Genomic DNA, 21,635 nt, shown 5'->3' on the forward strand with positions numbered 1-21,635 from the left:
GCGCCGGACCGACGCCGGCAGAGACCGCCGTCATGCCGGTGCTGGACGACGAGGTCTCGACGGAGTCGCCCGGCCGGCGGGTGCGGGACGGGCCGCGGGCGCGGCACCGGGCGGATCGCCGACGKGGTCGGCGCGGGCGCGGGTGCGGTCTCCGTCGTCTCCGCGCCCTCGGGCGCCGCAGGGGCGGCCGCGGGCTCGGCGGGCGCCTCGTCGGCCGGGCTCTCGGCAGCGACGTCGGAAGGCTCGTCGGCGCTCGGGCTCTCGGCGGGGGAGACGTCCGCGGGCGTCTCGTCGGCGGTGGAGGCTTCGGCGTGCGTCTCGTCGGCGCTCGGGCTGTCGCCGGCGGAGGCGTCCGCGGGAGCCTCACCGGCGCTGTCGTCGGCGGTGGAGGCGTCCGCGGGAGTCTCGTCGGCACTCGGCCCATCAACAGCGGCCGAGACGTCACCGGACGCCTCGTCGGCCTCGGCACCGCCCTCCGCGACGTCCGCGTCGGCGGCCGGCTGCTCGGCGATCGGCTCGTCGCCGGTCGCGACCGTGCCGCCGTCGTCAGTGACGGCTTCGTCGGTCGGGGTCTCGTCCGGCGTCAATGCCTCGGGAGCATCCTGACCGGCCGTCTCGGGAGCCGCAGCGTCGACCTCGTCGGGCACCGCAGCCGTCTCGGGCTGCTCGGCCTCGGTGGCCGGCACGGAGTCGTCGGGTCCGGACGTCGGGGTCTGAGTCACTGGATGTTCACTCCCTCGATGATGACGTCGGACACCGGGACCGAGGTCCCTTCGACGGTGCCCGCGTCGGCGATGGCCTGCAGCACGTCCATCCCGGACGTGACGTGGCCGAACACGGTGTAGCCACCCGCACTGTCTGCGGGAATCGTTGAGTCCTTGTAGACCAGGAAGAACTGGCTGCCCATGGAGCTGCCGTCGTTCTGGGTCCGGGCCATCGCGATCGTCCCGGCGGGGTAGACCCCGTCGGCCGGCGCGTTCTCGATCGGTCCCCAGGTGTACCCGGGCCCGCCGGTGCCGCCGGTGGTCGGGTCGGCGGTGCCGAGCGCGGTCGGGTCGCCGCACTGCAGGACGTAGAGGCCGTCCTCGGTCAGCCGGTGGCACTTGGTCGAGTCGAAGAAGCCCTTGCCGGCGAGCGTGACGAAGTTGGCGACAGCCTGAGGGGCGGCGGCACCGTCGAGCTCGATCCCCAGGTCGCCCTGCGACAGCGCGATGTCGCCGGTCCAGGTGCGGTTCTGCGCGAGCGAGGGGTCCGGCACCTCGGCGGCGTTCGCCGGGGGAGCGGTGGACGTGACGGAGGGGCTGGGCGTGGCGGCCGGTGTGTCGTCGTGCGTCAGGGCGAACGCGGCGACGACGCCGGTGCTCAGCACGAGCGCGCCGACGATGCTGCCGGCGATCACCCGCTGGCGGTGCTTCGCGGCGCGCGCCTTGGCCTGGCGCTCCTGCCACTTCTCGTACCGGCGGCGCTCGTACTCGCGCTCGCGCTTGCTGGCCACGCACACTCCTCGCGTCGTCGTGCGGTGCGGCAGGCCGTCCACCTGCCGCACTGCATGAAGGGAACCCGGGACAGTCTAGGCAAGCCTCGGCTCGCGGCCACCAGCGGCACCACGGGGTGACATCACAGTCCGGACACGCCGGGCGGCTACGGTGCCAGTCATGCAGGTCGTCACGGTCATCTCCCCGGTCTTCGGCGCACGGTGCAGCGTGCTCGTGCACGACGACGGCACGTGCGTCGTCATCGACGCCGGCGCCGGCGTCACCGACGACGTGCTGGGGCTCGTCGCCGACCGGGGCCTGCGGCCCGCCGCGGTGCTGGCCACGCACGGTCACGTCGACCACACGTGGGACGCCGGCCGGCTCTCGGCGGCGCTCGGCGTGCCGGTGGTGCTGCACGCGGCCGACGCCTACCGCCTCGACGACCCGTTCGGGACGTTGGGCCTCGGGGAGCCGACCCACGACCCCTCCGGCCCGCTGGCGCAGGCGCTGGCCGCGGTCGGCGTGGATCCCGCCGGGTACGTCGCCCCGGAGCTCGTCGAGACGTTCGGGTCCGTCGACGACGAGCGCTCCGCCGACGTGGTCCTCGCGTTCGGCGGCTTGCGCGTGGTCGCGCGTCACGCCCCGGGGCACACCGAGGGCTCCACGCTGTACCTGGTCGACTCGCTGGCGTTCACGGGCGACGTCCTGTTCGCGGGGACGATCGGCCGGACGGACCTTCCGGGTGGCGACGGGGCGACGATGGCGCGGACCCTCCGGGAGGTCGTCGCCACGCTGCCGCCCGAGACGGTCGTCGTGCCGGGGCACGGCCCGACCAGCGACATCGCGACCGAGCTGAGGCAGAACCCCTACCTGGCTGCCCGGTAGCCGGTCTCGCCGGGCGCGGCAGTCTGGAAGGATCGGGCCCCATGGCGCGACCGACCCCTCTGTCCGGATTCCCCGAGTGGCTCCCCGAGGGCCGGCTTGTCGAGCAGCACGTGCTCGACGTGCTGCGGCGCACGTTCGAGCTCCACGGGTTCGCCGGCATCGAGACGCGCGCGGTCGAGCCGCTCGACCAGCTGCTGCGCAAGGGGGAGACCTCCAAGGAGGTCTACGTGCTGCGCCGGCTCCAGGAGGAGGCCGGGGCCGAGCCGGACCGCGCCGGCACGCTGGGCCTGCACTTCGACCTCACGGTGCCCTTCGCCCGCTACGTGCTGGAGAACGCGGGCCACCTCGCGTTCCCGTTCCGGCGTTACCAGATCCAGAAGGTCTGGCGCGGCGAGCGTCCCCAGGACGGCCGGTTCCGCGAGTTCGTCCAGGCGGACATCGACGTCGTGGGCGCCGGCGCGCTGCCGTACCACTACGAGGTCGAACTGCCCCTGGTGATGGCCGAGGCGCTGGGCGCGCTGCGCGAGATCGGCGTGCCGCCGGTGCGGATCCTGGTGAACAACCGCAAGGTCGCCGAGGGGTTCTACCGGGGACTCGGGCTGACCGACGTCGACGCGGTGCTGCGCAACATCGACAAGCTGGACAAGATCGGTCCCGACAAGGTCGCGGCCCTGCTGGTGCAGGAGGCGGGTGCCGACGACGACCAGGCTCGCCGCTGCCTGGAGCTCGCGTCGATCAGCGGGTCGGACGAGTCCGTGATCGAGCGCGTGCGGGAGCTCGCGGGCGAGTCGAACGAGCTCCTCGAGGAGGGGCTCGCCGAGCTCGGCGCGCTCATCCGCGCGGCCGCGGTGCGCGCGCCGGGCGTGGTGGTCGCCGACCTCAAGATCGCCCGCGGTCTCGACTACTACACCGGGTCGGTCTACGAGACGGTCCTGGTCGGTCACGAGCAGCTGGGCTCGATCTGCTCGGGTGGTCGCTACGACACGCTCGCGTCCGACGGCTCGACCACCTACCCCGGCGTCGGCCTCTCCATCGGGGTGTCCCGGCTGGTGTCCCGGCTCATCGGCGGCGGCCTGGTGGCCGCGACGCGGTCGGTGCCGAGCGCCGTGCTCGTCGCGGTGGCCGACGAGGAGCACCGGGACCGGTCCGACGCGGTCGCCGCGGCGCTGCGGGCTCGGGGGATCCCCGTCGAGGTGGCGCCGTCGGCGGCCAAGTTCGGCAAGCAGATCCGGCACGCCGACCGACGAGGCATCCCGTTCGTGTGGTTCGTGGGAGGCGACGACGGCGCAGCGGACCAGGTCAAGGACATCCGCTCGGGCGAGCAGGTGGACGCCGACGCGGGCTCCTGGTCCCCGGACGAGGCCGACCTCTGGCCGCGGGTCGTCCCCGTCAGTTGAGGACGGCGACGCCGAGGTTCAGCGTCGTCGCGAAGGCCACCCACGTCAGGTAGGGCCCGAGCAGCCAGGACGCGACGCGGGAGTGCTTCCAGAACGCGACCGCCGTGGCGATCAGGACGACCTCGAGCGCCACGATGACCGCGAGCGCGACCCAGACGAGGCGACCGCTGAAGAAGATCGGCGTCCATGCGGCGTTGAGGGCCAGCTGCACGATGTACAGGGTGAGCGCCCGTCGCGCGGGCGCCCACCCGCCACGACGCCAGACCAGCCAGGCCGCCACGCCCATGAGCACGTAGAGCACGCTCCACGCGGGGGCGAAGACCCAGTTCGGCGGGTTCCACGGCACCTTCTCGGCGTCCGCGTACCAGCCGTCGACGCCCGAGGCCGTGGACAGTGCCCCGAGCCCGCCGACGACGAAGTTCACGGCGATGAGGAGCGCGAGCACGAGCGCGCTGCCGACGCCGCGCTGCGGGTGCACGGTGCGGGTGCCCGGGGCGTCGAGGTCGGTGGTTCCCATGGTCCGAGCGTCGGTGTCGCGGGACGCCGCAGCAACCCGAGCGCCTGCTTGACAGTCATTCGAACACATGTTCGCATGAGTGCATGCGATGGGACAGCCAGAAGCTGGGCACCGACGAGGCGACCGCCCTGCCGGGTCTCGCGCTGGCGGGTCTGCAGCGCAGCGTCCGCACGCCCGACTTCGCCGGGGTCACGTTCCACGAGGTGACCTGCAAGAGCGCGCTGAACAAGGTGCCCGAGGCGTCGCGGATGCCGTTCCGCTGGACGATCAACCCCACGCGGGGCTGCCTCCATGCATGCTCTTACTGCTTCGCCCGCCCGACGCACGAGTACCTCGACATGGACGCCGGCCGTGACTTCGAGACGCAGATCGTCGTGAAGACCAACGTCGTCGACGTGCTGCGGGCGGAGCTGGCGCGGCCGAGCTGGGCCCGCGAGCACGTGGCGCTCGGCACCAACACGGACCCGTACCAGCGGGTGGAGGGCCGGTACCGGTTCATGCCGGGGATCATCCAGGCCCTCGCGGCCAGCGGGACGCCGCTGTCGATCCTCACCAAGGGCACGTTGCTGCGCCGCGACCTCCCGCTGCTCGCGGAGGTGTCGCGCACCGTGCCGGTCGGGATCGGCATCTCCCTGGCCATCGGCGACGAGGCCCTGCAGCAGGCGATGGAGCCGGGCACGCCCACACCGAGAGCGCGGCTGGACCTGATCCGGGCGATCCGCGACGCCGGGCTGCCGTGCGGGGTCATGGTGGCGCCGGTGCTGCCGTGGCTGACCGACGACCGGCGCCAGCTCGACGCCCTGCTCGGCGAGCTGGCGAGCGCCGGAGCGACGGGCGTCACCGTGCTCCCGTTGCACCTGCGGGGTCCCGTGAAGCCGCTGTTCTTCACCTGGCTCGAGCAGCACGCGCCCGCGCTCCTCCCGCGGTACCGGGAGCTCTACGGGAAGGGTGCGTACGCGCCGCGCGAGTACGTGACGTGGCTCCACGAGCGGGTGCGGCCCCTGCTGGTGCGGCACGGTTTTGCGGGCCACGGCGGCGGGCACCGGACGCCCGGCGAGGGCTCCTACCCGACGGGCAGCATCGCGGACGCGCAGCTGCCCGTCCACGAGCCGGCCGTGGCGGCTGCCCAGCCCGTGCTGTTCTGACGACGGGCGGTTCAGGCGAGCGGCACCTAGCGTGGCGACGTGACGACATCGGTCCCCGGCGTGTCCCGTCTGGCCTTCGACGGCCACATCGCCGGCTTCGGTACCACGGAGGGAACCCGCGTGGTCGTCGGGCGCTGGCTCCGGTCGCCGCTGGGTGCGTTCGTCGACGTGATGGTCGAGCGGGGCGACGGCACGCGCCTGCTGCTGGCGCCGCGGGACGACGTCGCGGACCTCGTGTCGTCCACGTACGAGTTCGACGCCGTGCACGTGGTCCCGGTCGGGCTGCGCGCCGACGAGCCCCGGCGCCGGTGGCGCCTTCGCGCCGGCCCGCTGACGGCGGACCTCAGCATCGGCGCGCGGACCGGCGTCGGCCGCCTGCTCGTCGTCGTCCCGCGCCATCCGGCGGTCGCGCCGCTCGTCGCCACCGCCGTGGACCCCGTCGCGCGGACCGTCCTGGCCGGCGTGCGCACCCGCGGCACGGCGGGGCGGGGACGGCGCGAGTGGTACACGGCGACAGACCAGCACGCGCTCACCGCGGTCCGGGCGCTGTGGGGCTCGACGGACCTCGGCGCGCTCGCGCCCGTCGCGCCGGCCGTACGGTTCGGCTTCTCGTCGGTCCCGGCGGCGCCGAGCGTGACCCGCGTGCGCGCGACCATCGAATTGACGGCGGACCCCTCACACCACGGGCACTAAGATCGTGCGGGCGTCCGACGGGCGCTCCCACCCTCGACCCCGAAGGACCCTCCGTGCTCCGCACCCACACGGCCGGCTCGCTGCGAGCCGAGCACATCGGCACCACCGTCACCCTCACGGGCTGGGTGGACCGGCGGCGCGATCACGGCGGGGTCGCGTTCGTGGACCTGCGGGACGCCTCGGGCATCGCCCAGGTCGTCATCCGGGACGAGGCCGTGGCCCACGGGCTCCGCGCGGAGTACGTGCTCCAGGTGACGGGCGAGGTCGGTCGGCGCCCTGCGGGCAACGAGAACCCCAACCTCGCGACCGGTGAGGTGGAGCTCGTCGCCACCGACGTCGTGGTGCTCAACGAGTCCGAGCCGCTGCCCTTCCAGGTCTCGTCGTCCCTCGACGAGGTCGTCGGCGAGGAGGCCCGCCTCAAGTACCGCTACCTGGACCTGCGCCGGCCGGCCCCCGCGCGGGCGATGCGGCTGCGCGCCAAGGCCAACCAGGCCGCCCGCCGCGTGCTGGACGCGCAGGACTTCGTCGAGGTCGAGACCCCGACGCTGACGCGGTCGACGCCCGAGGGCGCCCGCGACTTCCTCGTGCCTGCGCGCCTGGCGCCCGGCTCGTGGTACGCCCTGCCCCAGTCGCCGCAGCTGTTCAAGCAGCTGCTCATGGTGGGCGGGCTCGAGCGGTACTACCAGATCGCCCGCTGCTACCGCGACGAGGACTTCCGCGCAGACCGTCAGCCCGAGTTCACGCAGCTCGACGTCGAGATGAGCTTCGTCGAGCAGGACGACGTGATCGCCCTCGGCGAGCAGATCCTCGTCGCGCTGTGGGAGCTCATCGGGGTGACCATCCCGACGCCGATCCCGCGCATCACGTTCGCCGAGTCGATGGCCCGCTACGGCAACGACAAGCCCGACCTCCGGTTCGGGCTCGAGCTCGTCGAGCTGACGTCGTTCTTCGCGGACACCCCGTTCCGCGTGTTCCAGGCCCCGTACGTCGGCGCCGTGGTCCAGCCGGGCGGCGCCTCGACGCCGCGCCGCGGGTTCGACGCCTGGCAGGAGTGGGCCAAGCAGCGCGGCGCCAAGGGTCTCGCGTACGTCACGGTCGGCGAGGACGGTGAGCTCGGCGGCCCGGTGGCCAAGAACATCTCCGAGGCCGAGCGCGCAGGGCTCGTGGCCGCTGTGGGCGCGAGCCCCGGTGACGCCGTGTTCTTCGCGGCGGGCTCGCCCAACGACGCGCGGGCGCTGCTCGGCGCGGCGCGGCTCGAGATCGGTCGTCGCGGCGGCCTGATCGACGAGAACGAGTGGAAGTTCGTCTGGGTGGTCGACGCCCCGCTGTTCAAGCCCACGGGCGAGGACGACGACGTCGCGGTGGGCGAGGGCGCCTGGACGGCCGTGCACCACGCGTTCACGTCGCCCACGCCCGAGTGGATCGACACGTTCGAGCAGGACCCCGGCGCGGCGCTCGCCTACGCCTACGACATCGTGTGCAACGGCAACGAGATCGGCGGCGGCTCGATCCGTATCCACCGCCGCGACGTGCAGGAGCGCGTGTTCGACGTCATGGGCATCGGGCCGGACGAGGCCCAGGAGAAGTTCGGCTTCCTGCTCAAGGCGTTCCAGTTCGGCGCGCCGCCGCACGGCGGGATCGCGTTCGGCTGGGACCGGATCCTCGCCCTGCTGACGGGGTCCGAGTCGATCCGCGACGTCATCGCGTTCCCGAAGTCGGGCGGCGGGTACGACCCGCTGACGGCTGCGCCGGCACCGATCACGCCGCAGCAGCGGCGCGAGGCCGGCGTCGACGCCAAGCCGAAGGTCGCGACCGAGGCCTGATGGCGGACCTGCTCGAGCTCCTCCCGCCACGCTGGCGGGAGGACCGGATGATCGTCGGCGACCGCTCCCGGTGGGGCGACGTCGAGGTGCACGGCGACGACGACGGCCTCCTGCTGGTGATCGGCGGTCCCGAGCGCCCGACGCTGCTCGGCCGCGGCGAGGTGGCCGTCGTCGACGCGCTCGTCGGCGGTCTCGACCGGGGCGCGGTCCGCTGGATGAGCGTGCCCCGCGGGTCCCAGCCGACCGCCGGCACGCTCGCGCGCCTCGACCTGGTCCCGTTCTCGCACTGGGACTGGCTGGCGAGCGACGTGGTGCCTCCGGCCGTCGCGGGGGAGCACGAGGTCCGTCGCCTGGACCCCGTGCGTGACGCGGAGGCGATCCGCGCGTGCCTGCGGGTGGCCAACCCGGGGACGTCGGCAGATCCCACAGGTCCCGACGAGCTGGGCTGGTGGGGCGTCGACGGCGACGGCGTGCTCGTCGGCGTCGTGGGTGCCTCCGAGCGGAGCGGTCCCGGCGACGGCCTCTCCTGGCACGTGCACGGCCTCGGCGTCCTGCCCGGGCTGCGCGGCAGCGGCCTCGGCACCGCGCTCACGGCTGCGGTCACCCGAGCGGGGCTGGCCGAGGGCGCGTCCTGGGTCTCGCTCGGCATGTACGCGGACAACGCCGGTGCTCGACGGATCTACCACCGGCTCGGCTATCGCACGGAGGCCGAGCTGACGTCGTTCTCACCGGCCGGAGCGGACCGGCCTCCGGGCTGACCTGCCGTCAGTGGGTGAGCGACATCCTGGCGTAGAGGCGGCGCAGGAAGGGCGGGGCCCACCAGTTGGCGCGGCCCAGCAAGGTCATGGTGGCCGGCACCAGCAGCATGCGGACCAGCGTCGCGTCGATGAGGACGGCGACGGCCAGCGAGAAGCCGACCTCCTTGATCACGAGCAGCTCGCCCGCCACGAAGCCGGCGAACACCACGATGACGATCAGCGCCGCCGACGTGATGATCCGGCCCGAGCGCTGCAGGCCCAGCCGGACGGCCTCGTCGTTGGGCAACCCGGCGTCCACGAGCTCCTTGATCCGGGACAGCAGGAAGACCTCGTAGTCCATGGCGAGCCCGAAGGCGAACGCCACGACCAGGGCGATGACGTAGGTCTCGATGCCGCCCGTCGGCGTGAAGTTCAGCAGCCCCGACAGGTGACCGTCCTGGAACACCCACACCAGCACGCCGAGCGAGGCCGCCAGCGAGATCGCGTTGGTGAGCAGCGCCTTGATCGGCACGACCACGGAACCGGTCATGAGGAACAGCAGGACCAGCGTCGTGACGGCGACGATGCCGATCGCCCACGGCGCGCGCGCGACCACCGCGGCGGTGAAGTCGATCTGGGACGCTGCCTGCCCGGTGACCCAGGTGGGGAACGGGGCGTCGAGGTCGCGGATGTCCTCCACCACGCCGCGCGCGACGGCGTCCCCGGGGTCGTCGGTGTCGGGCCGGACGCCGATGACCACGTACGAGCCGGTCGGCGTCGGCGGGTCCACCGAGGCGACCCCGTCGACGTCCTCGAGCGTCGCGGCCCAGGCGGTCGCCTCGTCGAGGGAGGTCTGGGTGACCACGGTGATCGCCGGCGCCGTCGCTGCCGGGTAGTCGCTGGCGAGGGTGTCGACGAACTCGCGCTGCGCGCTGCCGGCGGGCAGGAGCTCGGTGGTGGAGTTGCGCAGCTCGAGGTGCGCGAGGGGGAGCGCGAGGATGCCGAGCACGACGAGGCAGCCCGTCAGCACGAACCACGGGTGCCGCTGCACCCGACCGGTGAGCCGCGAGAAGACGCCCTCCTCGGTCTGCACGTCGGAGGTCCGCGCGAGGATGCCGCGCAGCCCGGGGACGCGCGCCAGGATGCTGGGCCGGATGAGCCGCCGGCCGGCGAGCACGAGGAGCGCGGGGACGAGCGTCAACGCCGTGGCGGCCGCGACCACGATCACGGCGACCCCGGCCGCGCCGAACGCCCTCAGGATGGGCGGCTGGAAGACGAGCAGCCCGGCGATCGAGATGGCCACGATGAGGGCCGAGAACGTCACGGTGCGGCCGGCGGTGGCCATGGTCCGCTCGATCGCCGTGAGCACCGCGCCGTCGCCGCGTCGTCGTCGGCTGCCCTGGCCGCCGTCGTCGTCGACAAGGCGGTGCAGCTCCTCGCGGAACCGCGACACCATCAGCAGGCCCCAGTCGATGGACAGGCCCAGGCCGAGCACGGTGACGATGTTGACCACCGACGAGTCGAGGTCGAGCACGTAGGAGAACGCCAGCAGCGCCGCGAGGCCGCCGGCGATCGAGGCGATGGCCCCCGCCATGGGCATCGACGCGGCGAGGAAGCCGCCGAAGACCAGCACCATGATGAGCAGCGCGATGGGCAGCGCGATCGTCTCGCCGGTGCGCAGGTCGGTCTCCACCTGGTCCGTGATGGCCTCGACGATGAGCGTGGTCCCGCCGACGAACCCGGTGACGCCGGGGGCGACCACCTCGAGGTCGGTGGGGATCTCGCGCAGGCGGGCCTCGACGTCGTCGAGCGCTGCCTGCTGCTCGTCGGCGGACAGGTCGGGCTCGAGCTCGACCACGACGAGGAAGCCGTCGCCGTCCTGGGCGACCAGCGGGGCGGCCGCCGGGTTCGCGACGCCGTCCGGGAGCCCGAGCGGGTCAATCACCGACGCGACCCCGTCGATCGCGGCCAGCTCCTCGCGGGCGGGGGCCAGCGACGTCGCGACGTCGGGATCGGTGGGGTCGACGCCCTCAAGGACCAGCGTGAGCGACGGACCGCTCTCGTCGGCATCCTCCAKGATCTGGCGGCCCTCGGCGCTCTCCGAGCCCGGGACCGACGGGGCGCCCGTGCTCAGCCGGTCGAAGAGGTTCTCCCCGTGCACGCCGAGGACGGCGAGCCCGTACCCGAGCACGGCGAGCACCAGCCACGTGACGACGGTGAGACGTGGGTGGTGGGCGACGGCGCGACCGACTCGGGCGAACACGCGGGCCATCGTCGCAGGTGGAACGGCCGGTGCGCACACGGGGTCACCGGTTCGGCGTGATGGTGGCCGTCGGACGTCGGTCCTCGTGCGTACCCTGCCCGCATGGACCTGTTCGATGCGGTGACGTCGACGGCCACCGGGCTGCCCGCGGTCGGGGCCGGGGCGCCGCTCGCCGTCCGCATGCGGCCGCGGGAGCTGGGGGAGGTCGCCGGTCAGGAGCACCTGCTCGTCGCGGGCTCGCCGCTGCGGCGTCTGGTCGAGCCGGCGAACGAGGCGGCGCGCCGCGCAGCACCCACCTCGGTCGTCCTGTGGGGGCCGCCCGGCACCGGAAAGACGACGCTCGCGTACCTCATCGCCGCGACCTCCGGCCGCCGGTTCGTCGAGCTCTCTGCGGTGACCGCGGGCGTCAAGGACGTGCGGGCGGTCATCGAGGACGCCCGCCGCCGGCTGGCCACGGACGGCACCGAGACGGTCCTGTTCATCGACGAGGTGCACCGCTTCACCAAGGCGCAGCAGGACGCGTTGCTGCCCAGCGTCGAGAACCGCTGGGTCACGCTGGTGGCCGCGACGACGGAGAACCCGTCGTTCTCCGTGAACTCGCCGTTGCTGTCCCGGTCGCTGCTGCTCACGCTGCAGCCGCTCGACACCGACGACGTGCGCCGGCTGGTCCGCCGGGCCGTCGAGGACGAGCGCGGCCTGGGCGGGGCGATCACCCTGGCCGAGGACGCCGAGGACCACCTGCTGCGCCTGGCCGGCGGGGATGCGCGCAAGGCGCTCACCATCCTCGAGGCCGCGGCCGGCTCCGCACTGTCGGAGGACGGCGCCGTGCCGCCGGTGCGCGTCGACCTGGCCACCATGGAGCGCGCGATCGACGTCGCCGCCGTGCGCTACGACCGCGACGGCGACCAGCACTACGACGTGATCAGCGCGTTCATCAAGTCGGTGCGCGGCTCGGACGTCGACGCGTCGCTGCACTACCTCGCGCGCATGATCGCCGCGGGGGAGGACCCGCGGTTCATCGCCCGCCGGATCGTCATCTCCGCGGCGGAGGACGTCGGCATGGCGGACCCCAGCGCGCTGCAGACGGCGGTCGCGGCCGCGCAGGCCGTCGCCCTGATCGGCATGCCCGAGGCGCGGATCATCCTGGCCGAGGCCGTGGTGCACCTGGCGACCGCGCCGAAGTCGAACGCCGCCTACCTCGGCATCGACCGCGCCCTGGCCGACGTGCGCGCGGGCCGGATCGGCTCGGTCCCCGCCCACCTCCGCGACGCGCACTACGCCGGCGCGAAGGTGCTCGGCCACGGGACGTCCTACGTGTACGCGCACGACCAGCCACACGCGGTCGCGGCGCAGCAGTACCTGCCCGACGAGCTGCAGGGCACCCGGTACTACGAGCCGAGCGACCGCGGGTACGAGCGCCAGGTCACCGAACGCCTCGAGCGGATCCGCGCGATCCTCGACGAGCAGGGCTGATTCTCCGGATCGGGCCGCCGCAGGGTAGAGTGACCGGGTCGTCCGCGGGACGGGTGTGCTCGCACGCCCCCCGACCGGATGACCACCTGGGGCCTTAGCCAGCGTCGAGAACAGACGCGACGCATCCACGGTCGGCCCCACGCCCGGCGGAACATCTCCGTCTCCGGGTGTGACGTCTACAACGACAGGAAGTAACTCTGTGAGCAGCGTGACCCGCTCGCGTCGCCAGGTGCGCCTTTCCCGCGCCCTCGGCCTCGCGCTGACGCCCAAGGCCGTCAAGCACTTCGAGAAGCGGCCGTACCCCCCCGGCGAGCACGGCCGTGCGCGTCGTCGCACCGAGTCGGACTACGCGGTCCGTCTCCGCGAGAAGCAGCGTCTGCGCGCGCAGTACGCGCTGCGCGAGAAGCAGATGGCTCGTGCGTACGAGGACGCCCGCAAGGCCCCGGGCCTGACCGGTGAGGCGCTCGTCGAGAACCTCGAGACCCGCCTGGACGCCCTCGTCCTGCGCTCGGGCTTCGCCCGCACCATCCTCCAGGCCCGCCAGGTCGTCGTGCACCGTCACGTGCTCGTCGACGGCAAGATCGTGGACCGCCCCTCCTTCCGCGTGAAGCCGGGCCAGACGCTCCAGGTCAAGCCGAAGAGCCAGGCCACCGTCCCGTTCCAGGTCGCCGCCGCCGGTGCCCACCGCGACGTCCTCCCGGCCGTCCCGGGCTACCTCGACGTGCAGCTCGAGAAGCTGAGCGCCGTCCTGGTCCGCCACCCCAAGCGCGCGGAGATCCCCGTGACGTGCGAGGTCCAGCTGGTCGTCGAGTACTACGCCCGCTGATCTGATCTCTCACGAACGCCCCGCCGCGCACCTGCGCCGCGGGGCGTTCGTGCGTCCGGGACGGGTAGGGTTTCGGCGGGGTCCAGGACCCCAGGACCAGGAGGCTGGACATGTCGGTGGGTGACGTCGCGGGGCTGATCGCCGCGATCGCGTTCGTGCTGCTCGTAGGGTTCTTGGCCGTGCCGCTGGTCAAGCTCGGGCGGGTGCTGGACGAGACGCGGTCGTCGGTCAAGGAGATCACCGACCACACCGTGCCGGTGCTGGACGAGACCGCCACCCTGGTCGCCTCGTCGAACACCCAGCTGGCGAACATCGACACCGTCACCACGGCCGCGGCGCAGGTGTCGGAGAACGTCTCGGCCCTCACGTCTCTGTTCGCCGCGACCGTCGGCTCGCCGATGATCAAGGTCGCCGCCTTCTCCTACGGCGTCCGCCGCGCCCTGTCGGGCCTCGCGGCGAGCGCACGCCGGAGCCGATGATGGCGCGCCGCCTCACGTGGCTCGCCGTCGGCGTCGTCGTCACCGTCATCGTCATCCGCAAGGGGCGCACGGTCGTCGAGACGTACCTGCCCGCCGGCACGACGGACGCGATCGACGGCGTCCAGCGCGTCTCGCACGCGGTGGCCACGCTCAAGAGCGAGTTCCTCGCGGGGATGGCCGAGCGGGAGCAGCAGCTGCGGCACGACCTGGTGGGTGACGTCGACGTCGAGGCGCTGAAGGCCGAGCGCCCCGAGCGCGTCGAGGACCTGCGCCGCGCCTGGTCGACCGCCCGCCGCCGCGACGCCGACTGGACCGGTCCCACCGAGGACCCGGACGACGACGACGGCTACACCTTCTTCTAGACACACCAGCACCACCCACACCACAGATGGACGACGAGGACACGATGCGTACCGCCGAGATCCGCCAGCGCTGGCTCGACTACTTCGAGGGCAACGGCCACGCCGTCGTGCCCTCGGCCTCGCTGATCTCGCCCGACCCGTCGACGCTGTTCGTCATCGCCGGCATGGTGCCGTTCATCCCGTACATGCTGGGCGAGCAGACGCCGCCGTGGCCGCGCGCCACCAGCGTGCAGAAGTGCGTGCGGACCCTCGACATCGAGGAGGTCGGCAAGACCACCCGGCACGGCACGTTCTTCCAGATGAATGGCAACTTCTCGTTCGGTGACTACTTCAAGGAAGGCGCGATCACCTACGCCTGGGAGCTGGTCACCGGGTCGCGCGAGACCGGCGGGTTCGGCTTCGACCCCGACACCATCTGGGTCACGGTCTTCCACGACGACGACGAGGCGGCGGACCTCTGGAAGCAGATCGCCGGCCTGCCCGACGAGCGCATCCAGCGGCGCGGCTGGAAGGACAACTTCTGGTCCACGGGCGCGCGCGGCCCGTCGGGTCCCTGCTCGGAGATCTACGTCGACCGCGGCCCCGAGTACGGCGCGGAGGGCGGCCCGGTCGTCGACGAGGACCGGTACCTCGAGATCTGGAACCTCGTCTTCATGCAGTACGAGCGGGGCGACGGGGGCGGCAAGGAGAACTTCCCGATCCTCGGTGACCTCAAGCAGAAGAACATCGACACCGGCATGGGGCTCGAGCGCGTCGCGTACCTGCTGCAGGGCGTCGACAACCTGTACGAGATCGACGAGGTGTTCCCGGTCATCGGCGGGGCCCAGGAGCTGTCGGGACGGCGGTACGGCGCGTCCCACGACGACGACGTGCGCATGCGGGTGGTCGCGGACCACGTGCGCAGCGCGCTCATGCTCATGGGCGACGGCGTCACGCCGTCCAACGAGGGCCGCGGCTACGTGCTGCGCCGGCTGCTGCGCCGCTCCATCCGGGCGATGCGGCTGCTCGGCGTCGACGACCTCGCGCTGCCCACCCTGCTCCCGCTGAGCAAGGACGCGATGAGCCCGTCGTACCCGGAGCTCGCGACGAACTTCGAGCGGATCAGCCAGGTGGCGTACGCGGAGGAGGACACGTTCCGCCGCACGCTCGCGGCGGGCACGACGATCCTCGACACCGCGGTGCAGGCGGCGAAGGCGAGCCCCGCCCCGGTGCTCACCGGGTCGCAGGCGTTCCAGCTGCACGACACGTACGGCTTCCCGATCGACCTCACGCTCGAGATGGCCGCGGAGCAGGGCGTGCAGGTCGACGAGACGGCGTTCCGCTCGCTCATGAAGGAGCAGCGGGAGCGGGCGCGCGCGGACGCGCTCGCCAAGCGGGCGGGCCGCGCGGACAACGCGGCCTACCAGGACCTGCACAGCACCCTGAGCGCGGCGACCGCGAAGCCCGTCGAGTTCATCGGCTACACCGACGCGACCGCGCGCTCCCGCGTGGTCGGCCTGCTCGTCGACGGCGTCCCGGCGCCGGCCGCGACCGCGCCTGCGGACATCGAGGTCGTCCTCGACGTGACGCCGTTCTACGCCGAGTCCGGCGGCCAGCTGGCCGACACGGGCGTGATCGTGCTCGACGGCGGTGCCCGGATCGAGGTCGACGACGTGCAGGCGCCCGTGAAGGGTCTGTCGGTGCACCACGGGCGACTCGTCGACGGCACGGTCACCTTCGGGGAGTCCGGMACGGCGACGATCGACCTCGACCGCCGCCGGGCGATCGCGCGCGCCCACACCGCGACGCACCTGGTGCACAAGGCGCTGCACGAGTCCATCGGCGAGAGCGCGACGCAGGCGGGGTCCCTGAACGCGCCGAGCCGCCTGCGGTTCGACTTCCGGTCGCCGTCCGCCACACCGTCGCAGGTCGTCGCCGAGATCGAGGCGCGCGTCAACGAGCGGCTCCAGGACGACCTCGAGGTCACCGACTCGGTCATGCAGATCGACGAGGCGCGGGGCCGCGGCGCGATGGCGCTGTTCGGCGAGAAGTACGGCAACGAGGTGCGCGTCGTCGACATCGGCGACGGCTGGTCGCTCGAGCTGTGCGCGGGCACGCACGTGAAGCGGTCCGGCGAGCTCGGGCTCGTGACCCTGCTGTCCGAGTCGGCGATCGGCTCGGGCGTGCGGCGCGTCGACGCGCTCGTCGGCGCCGGCGCGTACGGGTACCAGGCGAAGGAGCGCGCGCTCGTCGGGCAGCTCTCCGGCCTGCTCGGTGCGCGCCCCGACGAGCTCTCCGAGCGTGTGTCCGGGCTGCTCACCAAGCTCAAGGAGTCGGAGAAGGAGCTCGCGACGCTGCGCCAGGCGACGTTGCTCGCCCAGGCGGGCACCCTTGCCGCCGGCGCGCAGACGGTGGGGGAGACCCGCGTCGTCACGCACGACGCCGGCGAGGTGGGCGGCGACGAGCTGCGCACCCTCGTGCTCGACGTCCGCGCCCGGCTCGGCGAGTCGGCGCCCGCGGTCGTCGCGATCGGCGGCGTCAGCAAGGGCCGGCCGGTCGTCGTCGTCGCGACGAACGCCGCGGCGCGCGAGCACGGGGTTCGTGCCGGCGCGCTCGTGCGGACGGCCTCGACCATCCTCGGCGGCGGTGGCGGCGGCAAGGACGACCTCGCGCAGGGCGGTGGCACCGACCCCGCGCGGCTGGCTGAGGCGCTGTCCGCGGTCAGCGCGGCCGCGAACGGCTGACGTGGACGACGACGCGCTCGTCCGTGCGCCACGCCTCGGCGTCGACGTCGGCTCCGTCCGCGTCGGGCTCGCGACGAGCGACCCGGACGGGCTGATCGCCACGCCGGTGGCCACCTTGGCGCGCGCCACGGGCAAGAAGGGCCGGCTGCCCGCCGACCTCGCCGAGGTGGTGCGCGAGGCGCAGGAACGACGTGTGGGTGTTGTGTACGTCGGGCTTCCCATGCACCTGTCGGGTACCGAAGGTTCCGCATCGGAGGCCGCGCGCGCGTACGCTGTCCAACTGGCGCAGGCCGTCGCACCTATCCAGGTGAGGTTGGTCGACGAGCGGATGAGCACGGTGTCCGCCCATCACGCGCTGCATGCGTCCGGCCGATCCGGACGCAGCCACCGGCAGGTCGTCGACCAGGCGGCCGCGGTGGTGATCTTGCAGTCCGCGCTGGACGCGGAGCGTGCGTCGGGGCGACGTCCCGGAGAGCGGGTCGTCGTCGACCCAGCGAAGCACGCCCGGGTAGCGCGCGGGGGGGCTGCGGGCGACGCACGGACGACGGTGGAGTGACTCGCACGTGACCAACAGCCAGACCGACCGCTGGGCCCCTGCAGAACGGAGTGACGAGGTGAGCGACCTGTTCGGTGGCGACACTCGCGTCGCACCCGTCGATCACCGGTCCTCGCGCGCCCGTGGCCGTGCCAAGGAGCAGCGGGAGCGCAAGCGCCGCCGCCGCCGCTCGATCTGGGTGCTCATCGTCGCGGTACTCATGGTCGCCGGTGCCGGCTACGTCGTCGTCGAGCTCATGGGCGGCTTCTTCGGCGGTAGCGGGAACAGCGCCGACGGCAACGTCGAGGACTACTCCGGCGTCGGGCACGGCAGCGTCGACGTCGTCATCAAGCCGGGCGACTCCGGCGGCCAGATGGCGACCACCCTGGTCGACGCGGGCGTCGTCGCGAGCGCCAAGGCGTTCAACAAGGCGTTCGCCGCGAACCCGCAGGCCAGCTCGATCCAGCCCGGCACCTACCGCATGCTGCTCGAGATGAAGGCCTCCGACGCGGTCACCGCCCTGCTCAACCCGTCGAGCCGCGTCTCGTTCAAGGTCACGGTGCCCGAGGGGCTGACCCGCGACCAGATCGTCGCCAAGATCAACGAGAAGACCCTCATCCCCGTCGACGACCTCAACGCGGCACTGGCGGACCCGGCCGCGATCGGCCTCCCCGCCGAGGCGAACGGCAACGCCGAGGGCTGGCTCTTCCCGGCCACCTACGACGTCGAGCCGGGCGCGACCGCCGCCAGCGTGCTCACGCAGATGACCGCGCAGACCGTCGCCGTGCTGACGCAGAAGGGCATCCCGCAAGACCAGTGGGAGACCGTGCTGAACAAGGCGTCGCTGGTCGAGCGCGAGGCGCGCCTGGCCGAGGACCGCCCGAAGGTGGCGCGAGCGATCGAGAACCGGCTCGAGAAGGAGATGCCGCTCGACATCGACTCGTCGGTGGCGTACGGCCTCAACAAGCCGGGCACCGGCGTGACCACCGCGGACACGCAGGACGCGAGCAACCTCTACAACACGTACAAGAACCTGGGCCTGCCGCCCACGCCGATCGCGTCGCCCGGGCTCGCGTCGATCGAGGCGGTCCTCTCACCGGCCGACGGCGACTGGCTCTTCTGGGTCACCGTGAACCTCGACACCGGCGAGACGCTCTTCGCCAACAACCTGGCCGACCACCAGGCGAACGTGGAGAAGCTCCGCGAGTGGCAGGCGGCGAACGGCAAGTGACGGACCCCGCCGCCCGTCGGGCGGCGGTGCTGGGGCACCCGGTGGCGCACTCGCTGTCACCGACGCTGCATCGCGCCGCCTACGAGGCCCTCGGGCTGACCGGCTGGAGCTACGACGCGATCGACGTTCCTGCCGACCAGCTCGCCTCGTTCGTCGGCGGCCTCGATCCCTCGTGGGCGGGCCTGAGCCTGACCATGCCGCTCAAGCAGACCGTCATCCCGCTGCTCGACCACGTCGAGCCGCTGGCCTCAGTCGTCGGGGCCGTCAACACCGTCCTGGTGCAGGGGCGCTCCCTGATCGGCGCGAACACCGACGTGTACGGCATCGTCGCGGCGCTGGGACTGTCGTCGGTCGGTTCTGCTGCGGTGCTCGGCGCCGGTGCGACGGCCTCGTCGACCCTCGCCGCGCTGGCTCAGCTGGGCTGCACGTCGCCGGTCGTCTACGTGCGCTCGGTCGCCCGAGCCGGCGGGTTGATGCGCGCGGCCCACCGGATGGGGGTGACGCCGGTGTACCGCGGCCTGGATGTCGCGGCCGCTGAGATCGGGCAGGCGGACGTCGTCGTCTCGACCCTCCCGCCGTTCGCGGCGGATGACCTGGCCGCCTCGCTGGAGGCGGCCCACGGCACCCTGCTCGACGTGGCGTACGACCCGCGGCCCACCGCGCTGTCCGTCGCCTGGGCGCGACTCGGGGGCTCCGTGGTCGGCGGTGAGCAGATGCTGCTCCACCAGGCCGCCGAGCAGGTCCGGCTGATGACGGGGCACCCCGCGCCGCTCGCCGCCATGTCCGAGGCGCTCGACCGCAAACTCACCACCTGAGTCGCTCACGCACGTCGCTCTTCCTGCCGATTGACCTCTGGACACACCCGTGCGGCCATGACCGGCCGACGGCAGAGGCGGAGGGACGCGCGTGAAGCAGCTCGGGGAGATCCTGCTCGACGAAGGCCTGGTCACGGAGGGCCAGCTCCTCGCAGCGCTCGACGAGACGATGGCCCGAGGCTCATCGCTCGGGCGCACCCTGGTCGAGCTCGGCGTGCTCACCGAGGGCCAGCTGGTCAAGGCGCTCGCCAACCAGGTCGGCATGGACTTCGTCGACCTCGACGACTACCCGGTCGACCGCACGGCCCTCAGCCTGGTGCCCGGCGCCCTGTGCCGTCGCTACTCAGTCCTACCGGTCGCGCTCGAGGGCGGGTCGATCGTGCTCGCCACCTCGGACCCCGGCAACGTCATGGCCGTCGACGACGTGCGGTCCGTGTCCGGCATGCCGGTCATTCCAGTGATCGCCACGCACGACAACCTCCTCCGGGCGATCGACCGGTTCTGCCGCGCCGACGACGAGATGGAAGACCTGTCGCAGGCGTTCGAGGACGTCAACGCGGAGCCCGAGGCCGATCTGACGAAGATGGGGGACATCGCCGACGACGACGCCCCGATCGTCCGGTTCGTCAACCTCCTGGTGACGCAGGCGATCACTGACCGTGCCTCGGACATCCACATCGAGCCGTCGGAGCACGACCTGCGGGTTCGGTACCGGATCGACGGCGTGCTGCACGAGACCCAACGCGCGCCCAAGCAGATCACGGGCGGCGTCATCAGCCGCGTCAAGATCATGAGTGACATCGATATCGCCGAGCGCCGCAAGCCGCAGGACGGCCGGATGTCCGTGGTGCACAACGGCCGCAAGATCGACCTCCGCGTCGCCACCCTGCCCACGGTGTGGGGCGAGAAGATCGTCATGCGTATCCTCGACAACTCCACGGCGAGCCTCGACCTGCGTGACCTGTCATTCCTCGACAGCAACTACGAGTCCTACCGATCGTCGTACACCAAGCCGTACGGGATGCTCCTGGTCACGGGACCGACCGGATCGGGCAAGTCGACGACGCTGTACGCCACCCTGAATGCGGTGTCGAAGCCCGAGATCAACGTCATCACGGTCGAGGACCCGGTCGAGTACCGGCTCCCGGGCATCAACCAGGTGCAGGTCAACGTCAAGGCGGGGCTCACGTTCGCCGGTGCCTTGCGCTCGATCCTGCGGTCAGACCCCGACGTCGTCCTGCTCGGTGAGATCCGCGACCACGAGACGGCGCAGATCGCGATCGAAGCGGCGCTCACCGGACACCTCGTGCTCTCGACGCTGCACACCAACGACGCCCCCTCGGCGGTCACCCGGCTCACCGAGATGGGGATCGAGCCCTTCCTCGTGGGCTCGGCACTCGACTGCGTGGTCGCGCAGCGGCTGGCGCGGCGCCTGTGCGTGAAGTGCAAGGAGCTCTACCAGCCGTCACCCGAGGAGCTCATGGGCGCCCGGTTCCCCTGGATGCCCGGCGAGCCGGTGCCTGAGCTGTACCGCCCCGTCGGCTGCGTCACGTGCTCGAAGACGGGCTACCGCGGCCGGCTCGCGCTGCACGAAGTCATGCAGGTGACCGAGGACATCGAGCGCCACGCCGTCGCGCATTCCTCGAGCGCGGACATCGCGTCGACGGCGGTCAAGCAGGGCATGATCCCGCTGCGGGACGACGGCTGGCAGAAGGTCGTCCTCGGCGACACCTCGATCGAGGAGATCCTCCGGGTCGTCGCGTGACGCGTCGACTCACCGGTGGTGATGTCTCAAGTCGGGCATCAGCACCGCCGATGAACGGTCCAGAGCCAGGCCCGGTTCCGGCACGCCCGTGCCGGTCGAACCAGGCGACCACGTGGAGGGAATGACGTGAGCGAGTCCTACCAGGCACCCACGGGGGAGCCGTCGCGGCCCTTGCCGCCCTACCGTCCCGTCGGACCGCAACCGGGCGTGCCCGCCGCACCCGGCGTGAGCGCGATGTTCTCGCCGATCCCGTCGCAGAGCGCGCCGGCGGCGGCGCCGGCGCCCAGCGGTCCGCCGCCCTACCAGGCCGCCTACCCGTCGCCCCCGGCCGGCAGCTACACGCCCGCGCCGTCGGGCCCTCCGGCGTACGCCGCGCCGGCAGGCCCCCCGGCGTACGCGGCCCCGAGCTCGCCCATGGCAGCCACCAAGGTCTTCATGCCCGCCCCCGCCCCCGCCCCGGCGGCCGGCGCGCCGGGCCACGTGCCCACGCC

General features: G+C 72.6%; 18 protein-coding genes and 2 pseudogenes. 16 read left to right on the forward strand and 4 right to left on the reverse strand.

The window, feature by feature from the left end:
* Nucleotides 1–722: pseudogene (locus tag AC1DQC_RS18660) on the reverse strand (hypothetical protein); the annotation flags it as partial.
* Complete coding sequence (locus AC1DQC_RS18665; protein ID WP_477052730.1) at nt 719–1,495, reverse strand: peptidylprolyl isomerase; 777 nt, start codon at nt 1,493–1,495, stop codon at nt 719–721. The pseudogene AC1DQC_RS18660 and the gene AC1DQC_RS18665, both read right to left, overlap by 4 nt.
* Nucleotides 1,496–1,655: 160 nt before the next feature.
* Between AC1DQC_RS18665 and AC1DQC_RS18670 the strand changes: the two genes are divergently transcribed.
* The gene (locus AC1DQC_RS18670; RefSeq protein ID WP_477052731.1) at nt 1,656–2,360 is read left to right on the forward strand and encodes an MBL fold metallo-hydrolase; all 705 of its coding nucleotides are present in this window, start codon (nt 1,656–1,658) and stop codon (nt 2,358–2,360) included.
* A 41-nt stretch (nt 2,361–2,401) separates the two neighbouring features.
* Nucleotides 2,402–3,757, forward strand: coding sequence for a histidine--tRNA ligase (hisS, locus tag AC1DQC_RS18675; RefSeq protein ID WP_477052732.1), 1,356 nt, complete (start codon nt 2,402–2,404; stop codon nt 3,755–3,757).
* Here hisS and AC1DQC_RS18680 read toward each other — a convergent pair.
* On the reverse strand, nt 3,750–4,274 hold the full coding sequence (locus AC1DQC_RS18680) for a TspO/MBR family protein (protein ID WP_477052733.1): 525 nt from the start codon (nt 4,272–4,274) through the stop codon (nt 3,750–3,752). The genes hisS and AC1DQC_RS18680 overlap by 8 nt on opposite strands.
* A gap of 83 nt (nt 4,275–4,357) precedes the next feature.
* On the opposite strand from AC1DQC_RS18680, the gene AC1DQC_RS18685 reads away from it, so the two are divergent.
* The 4 genes from AC1DQC_RS18685 to AC1DQC_RS18700 are packed head-to-tail and all read left to right on the forward strand — an operon-like array spanning nt 4,358 to nt 8,693.
* Nucleotides 4,358–5,419: an Rv2578c family radical SAM protein gene (locus AC1DQC_RS18685; protein ID WP_477052734.1), complete on the forward strand. Its 1,062-nt coding sequence runs from the start codon at nt 4,358–4,360 to the stop codon at nt 5,417–5,419.
* A 39-nt stretch (nt 5,420–5,458) separates the two neighbouring features.
* Entirely contained in the window at nt 5,459–6,112 is a 654-nt protein-coding gene (locus tag AC1DQC_RS18690) for a hypothetical protein (RefSeq protein ID WP_477052735.1), read from the forward strand.
* 53 nt (nt 6,113–6,165) lie between these two features.
* Nucleotides 6,166–7,935, forward strand: a complete 1,770-nt coding sequence (gene aspS / locus AC1DQC_RS18695) for an aspartate--tRNA ligase (RefSeq protein WP_477052736.1) — start codon at nt 6,166–6,168, stop codon at nt 7,933–7,935.
* Nucleotides 7,935–8,693: a GNAT family N-acetyltransferase gene (locus tag AC1DQC_RS18700; RefSeq protein WP_477052737.1), complete on the forward strand. Its 759-nt coding sequence runs from the start codon at nt 7,935–7,937 to the stop codon at nt 8,691–8,693. The genes aspS and AC1DQC_RS18700 overlap by 1 nt, the downstream gene beginning before the upstream one ends.
* Nucleotides 8,694–8,700: 7 nt before the next feature.
* Here AC1DQC_RS18700 and AC1DQC_RS18705 read toward each other — a convergent pair whose 3' ends face one another.
* Nucleotides 8,701–10,944 carry an MMPL family transporter gene (locus AC1DQC_RS18705; RefSeq protein ID WP_477052738.1) on the reverse strand — a complete coding sequence of 748 codons (2,244 nt, stop codon included), beginning with the start codon at nt 10,942–10,944 and terminating at the stop codon, nt 8,701–8,703.
* A 93-nt stretch (nt 10,945–11,037) separates the two neighbouring features.
* Between AC1DQC_RS18705 and AC1DQC_RS18710 the strand changes: the two genes are divergently transcribed.
* The 10 genes and pseudogenes from AC1DQC_RS18710 to AC1DQC_RS18755 form a co-directional block, all read left to right on the forward strand.
* Nucleotides 11,038–12,408, forward strand: coding sequence for a replication-associated recombination protein A (locus AC1DQC_RS18710; RefSeq protein ID WP_477052739.1), 1,371 nt, complete (start codon nt 11,038–11,040; stop codon nt 12,406–12,408).
* Nucleotides 12,409–12,607: 199 nt separating this feature from the next.
* Nucleotides 12,608–13,234 carry a 30S ribosomal protein S4 gene (rpsD, locus tag AC1DQC_RS18715; protein WP_370505192.1) on the forward strand — a complete coding sequence of 209 codons (627 nt, stop codon included), beginning with the start codon at nt 12,608–12,610 and terminating at the stop codon, nt 13,232–13,234.
* Nucleotides 13,235–13,344: 110 nt separating this feature from the next.
* The gene (locus tag AC1DQC_RS18720; RefSeq protein ID WP_477052740.1) at nt 13,345–13,713 is read left to right on the forward strand and encodes a DUF948 domain-containing protein; all 369 of its coding nucleotides are present in this window, start codon (nt 13,345–13,347) and stop codon (nt 13,711–13,713) included.
* Nucleotides 13,713–14,075: a hypothetical protein gene (locus tag AC1DQC_RS18725; RefSeq protein ID WP_477052741.1), complete on the forward strand. Its 363-nt coding sequence runs from the start codon at nt 13,713–13,715 to the stop codon at nt 14,073–14,075. The genes AC1DQC_RS18720 and AC1DQC_RS18725 overlap by 1 nt, the downstream gene beginning before the upstream one ends.
* A gap of 44 nt (nt 14,076–14,119) precedes the next feature.
* The gene (gene alaS, locus AC1DQC_RS18730) at nt 14,120–16,798 is read left to right on the forward strand and encodes an alanine--tRNA ligase (protein WP_477052742.1); all 2,679 of its coding nucleotides are present in this window, start codon (nt 14,120–14,122) and stop codon (nt 16,796–16,798) included.
* Nucleotide 16,799: 1 nt separating this feature from the next.
* Nucleotides 16,800–17,354: a Holliday junction resolvase RuvX gene (gene ruvX, locus AC1DQC_RS18735; RefSeq protein ID WP_477052743.1), complete on the forward strand. Its 555-nt coding sequence runs from the start codon at nt 16,800–16,802 to the stop codon at nt 17,352–17,354.
* Between the two features lie 58 nt (nt 17,355–17,412).
* Complete coding sequence (gene mltG, locus AC1DQC_RS18740) at nt 17,413–18,564, forward strand: endolytic transglycosylase MltG (RefSeq protein WP_477052744.1); 1,152 nt, start codon at nt 17,413–17,415, stop codon at nt 18,562–18,564.
* Complete coding sequence (locus AC1DQC_RS18745; protein ID WP_477052745.1) at nt 18,561–19,379, forward strand: shikimate dehydrogenase; 819 nt, start codon at nt 18,561–18,563, stop codon at nt 19,377–19,379. The genes mltG and AC1DQC_RS18745 overlap by 4 nt, the downstream gene beginning before the upstream one ends.
* 91 nt (nt 19,380–19,470) lie before the next feature.
* Nucleotides 19,471–21,144 carry a GspE/PulE family protein gene (locus AC1DQC_RS18750; protein ID WP_477052746.1) on the forward strand — a complete coding sequence of 558 codons (1,674 nt, stop codon included), beginning with the start codon at nt 19,471–19,473 and terminating at the stop codon, nt 21,142–21,144.
* A 126-nt stretch (nt 21,145–21,270) separates the two neighbouring features.
* Nucleotides 21,271–21,635 (forward strand): annotated as a pseudogene (locus tag AC1DQC_RS18755) (type IV pili twitching motility protein PilT); the annotation flags it as partial.

This window comes from Cellulomonas sp. P4_H12, assembly GCF_056400905.1.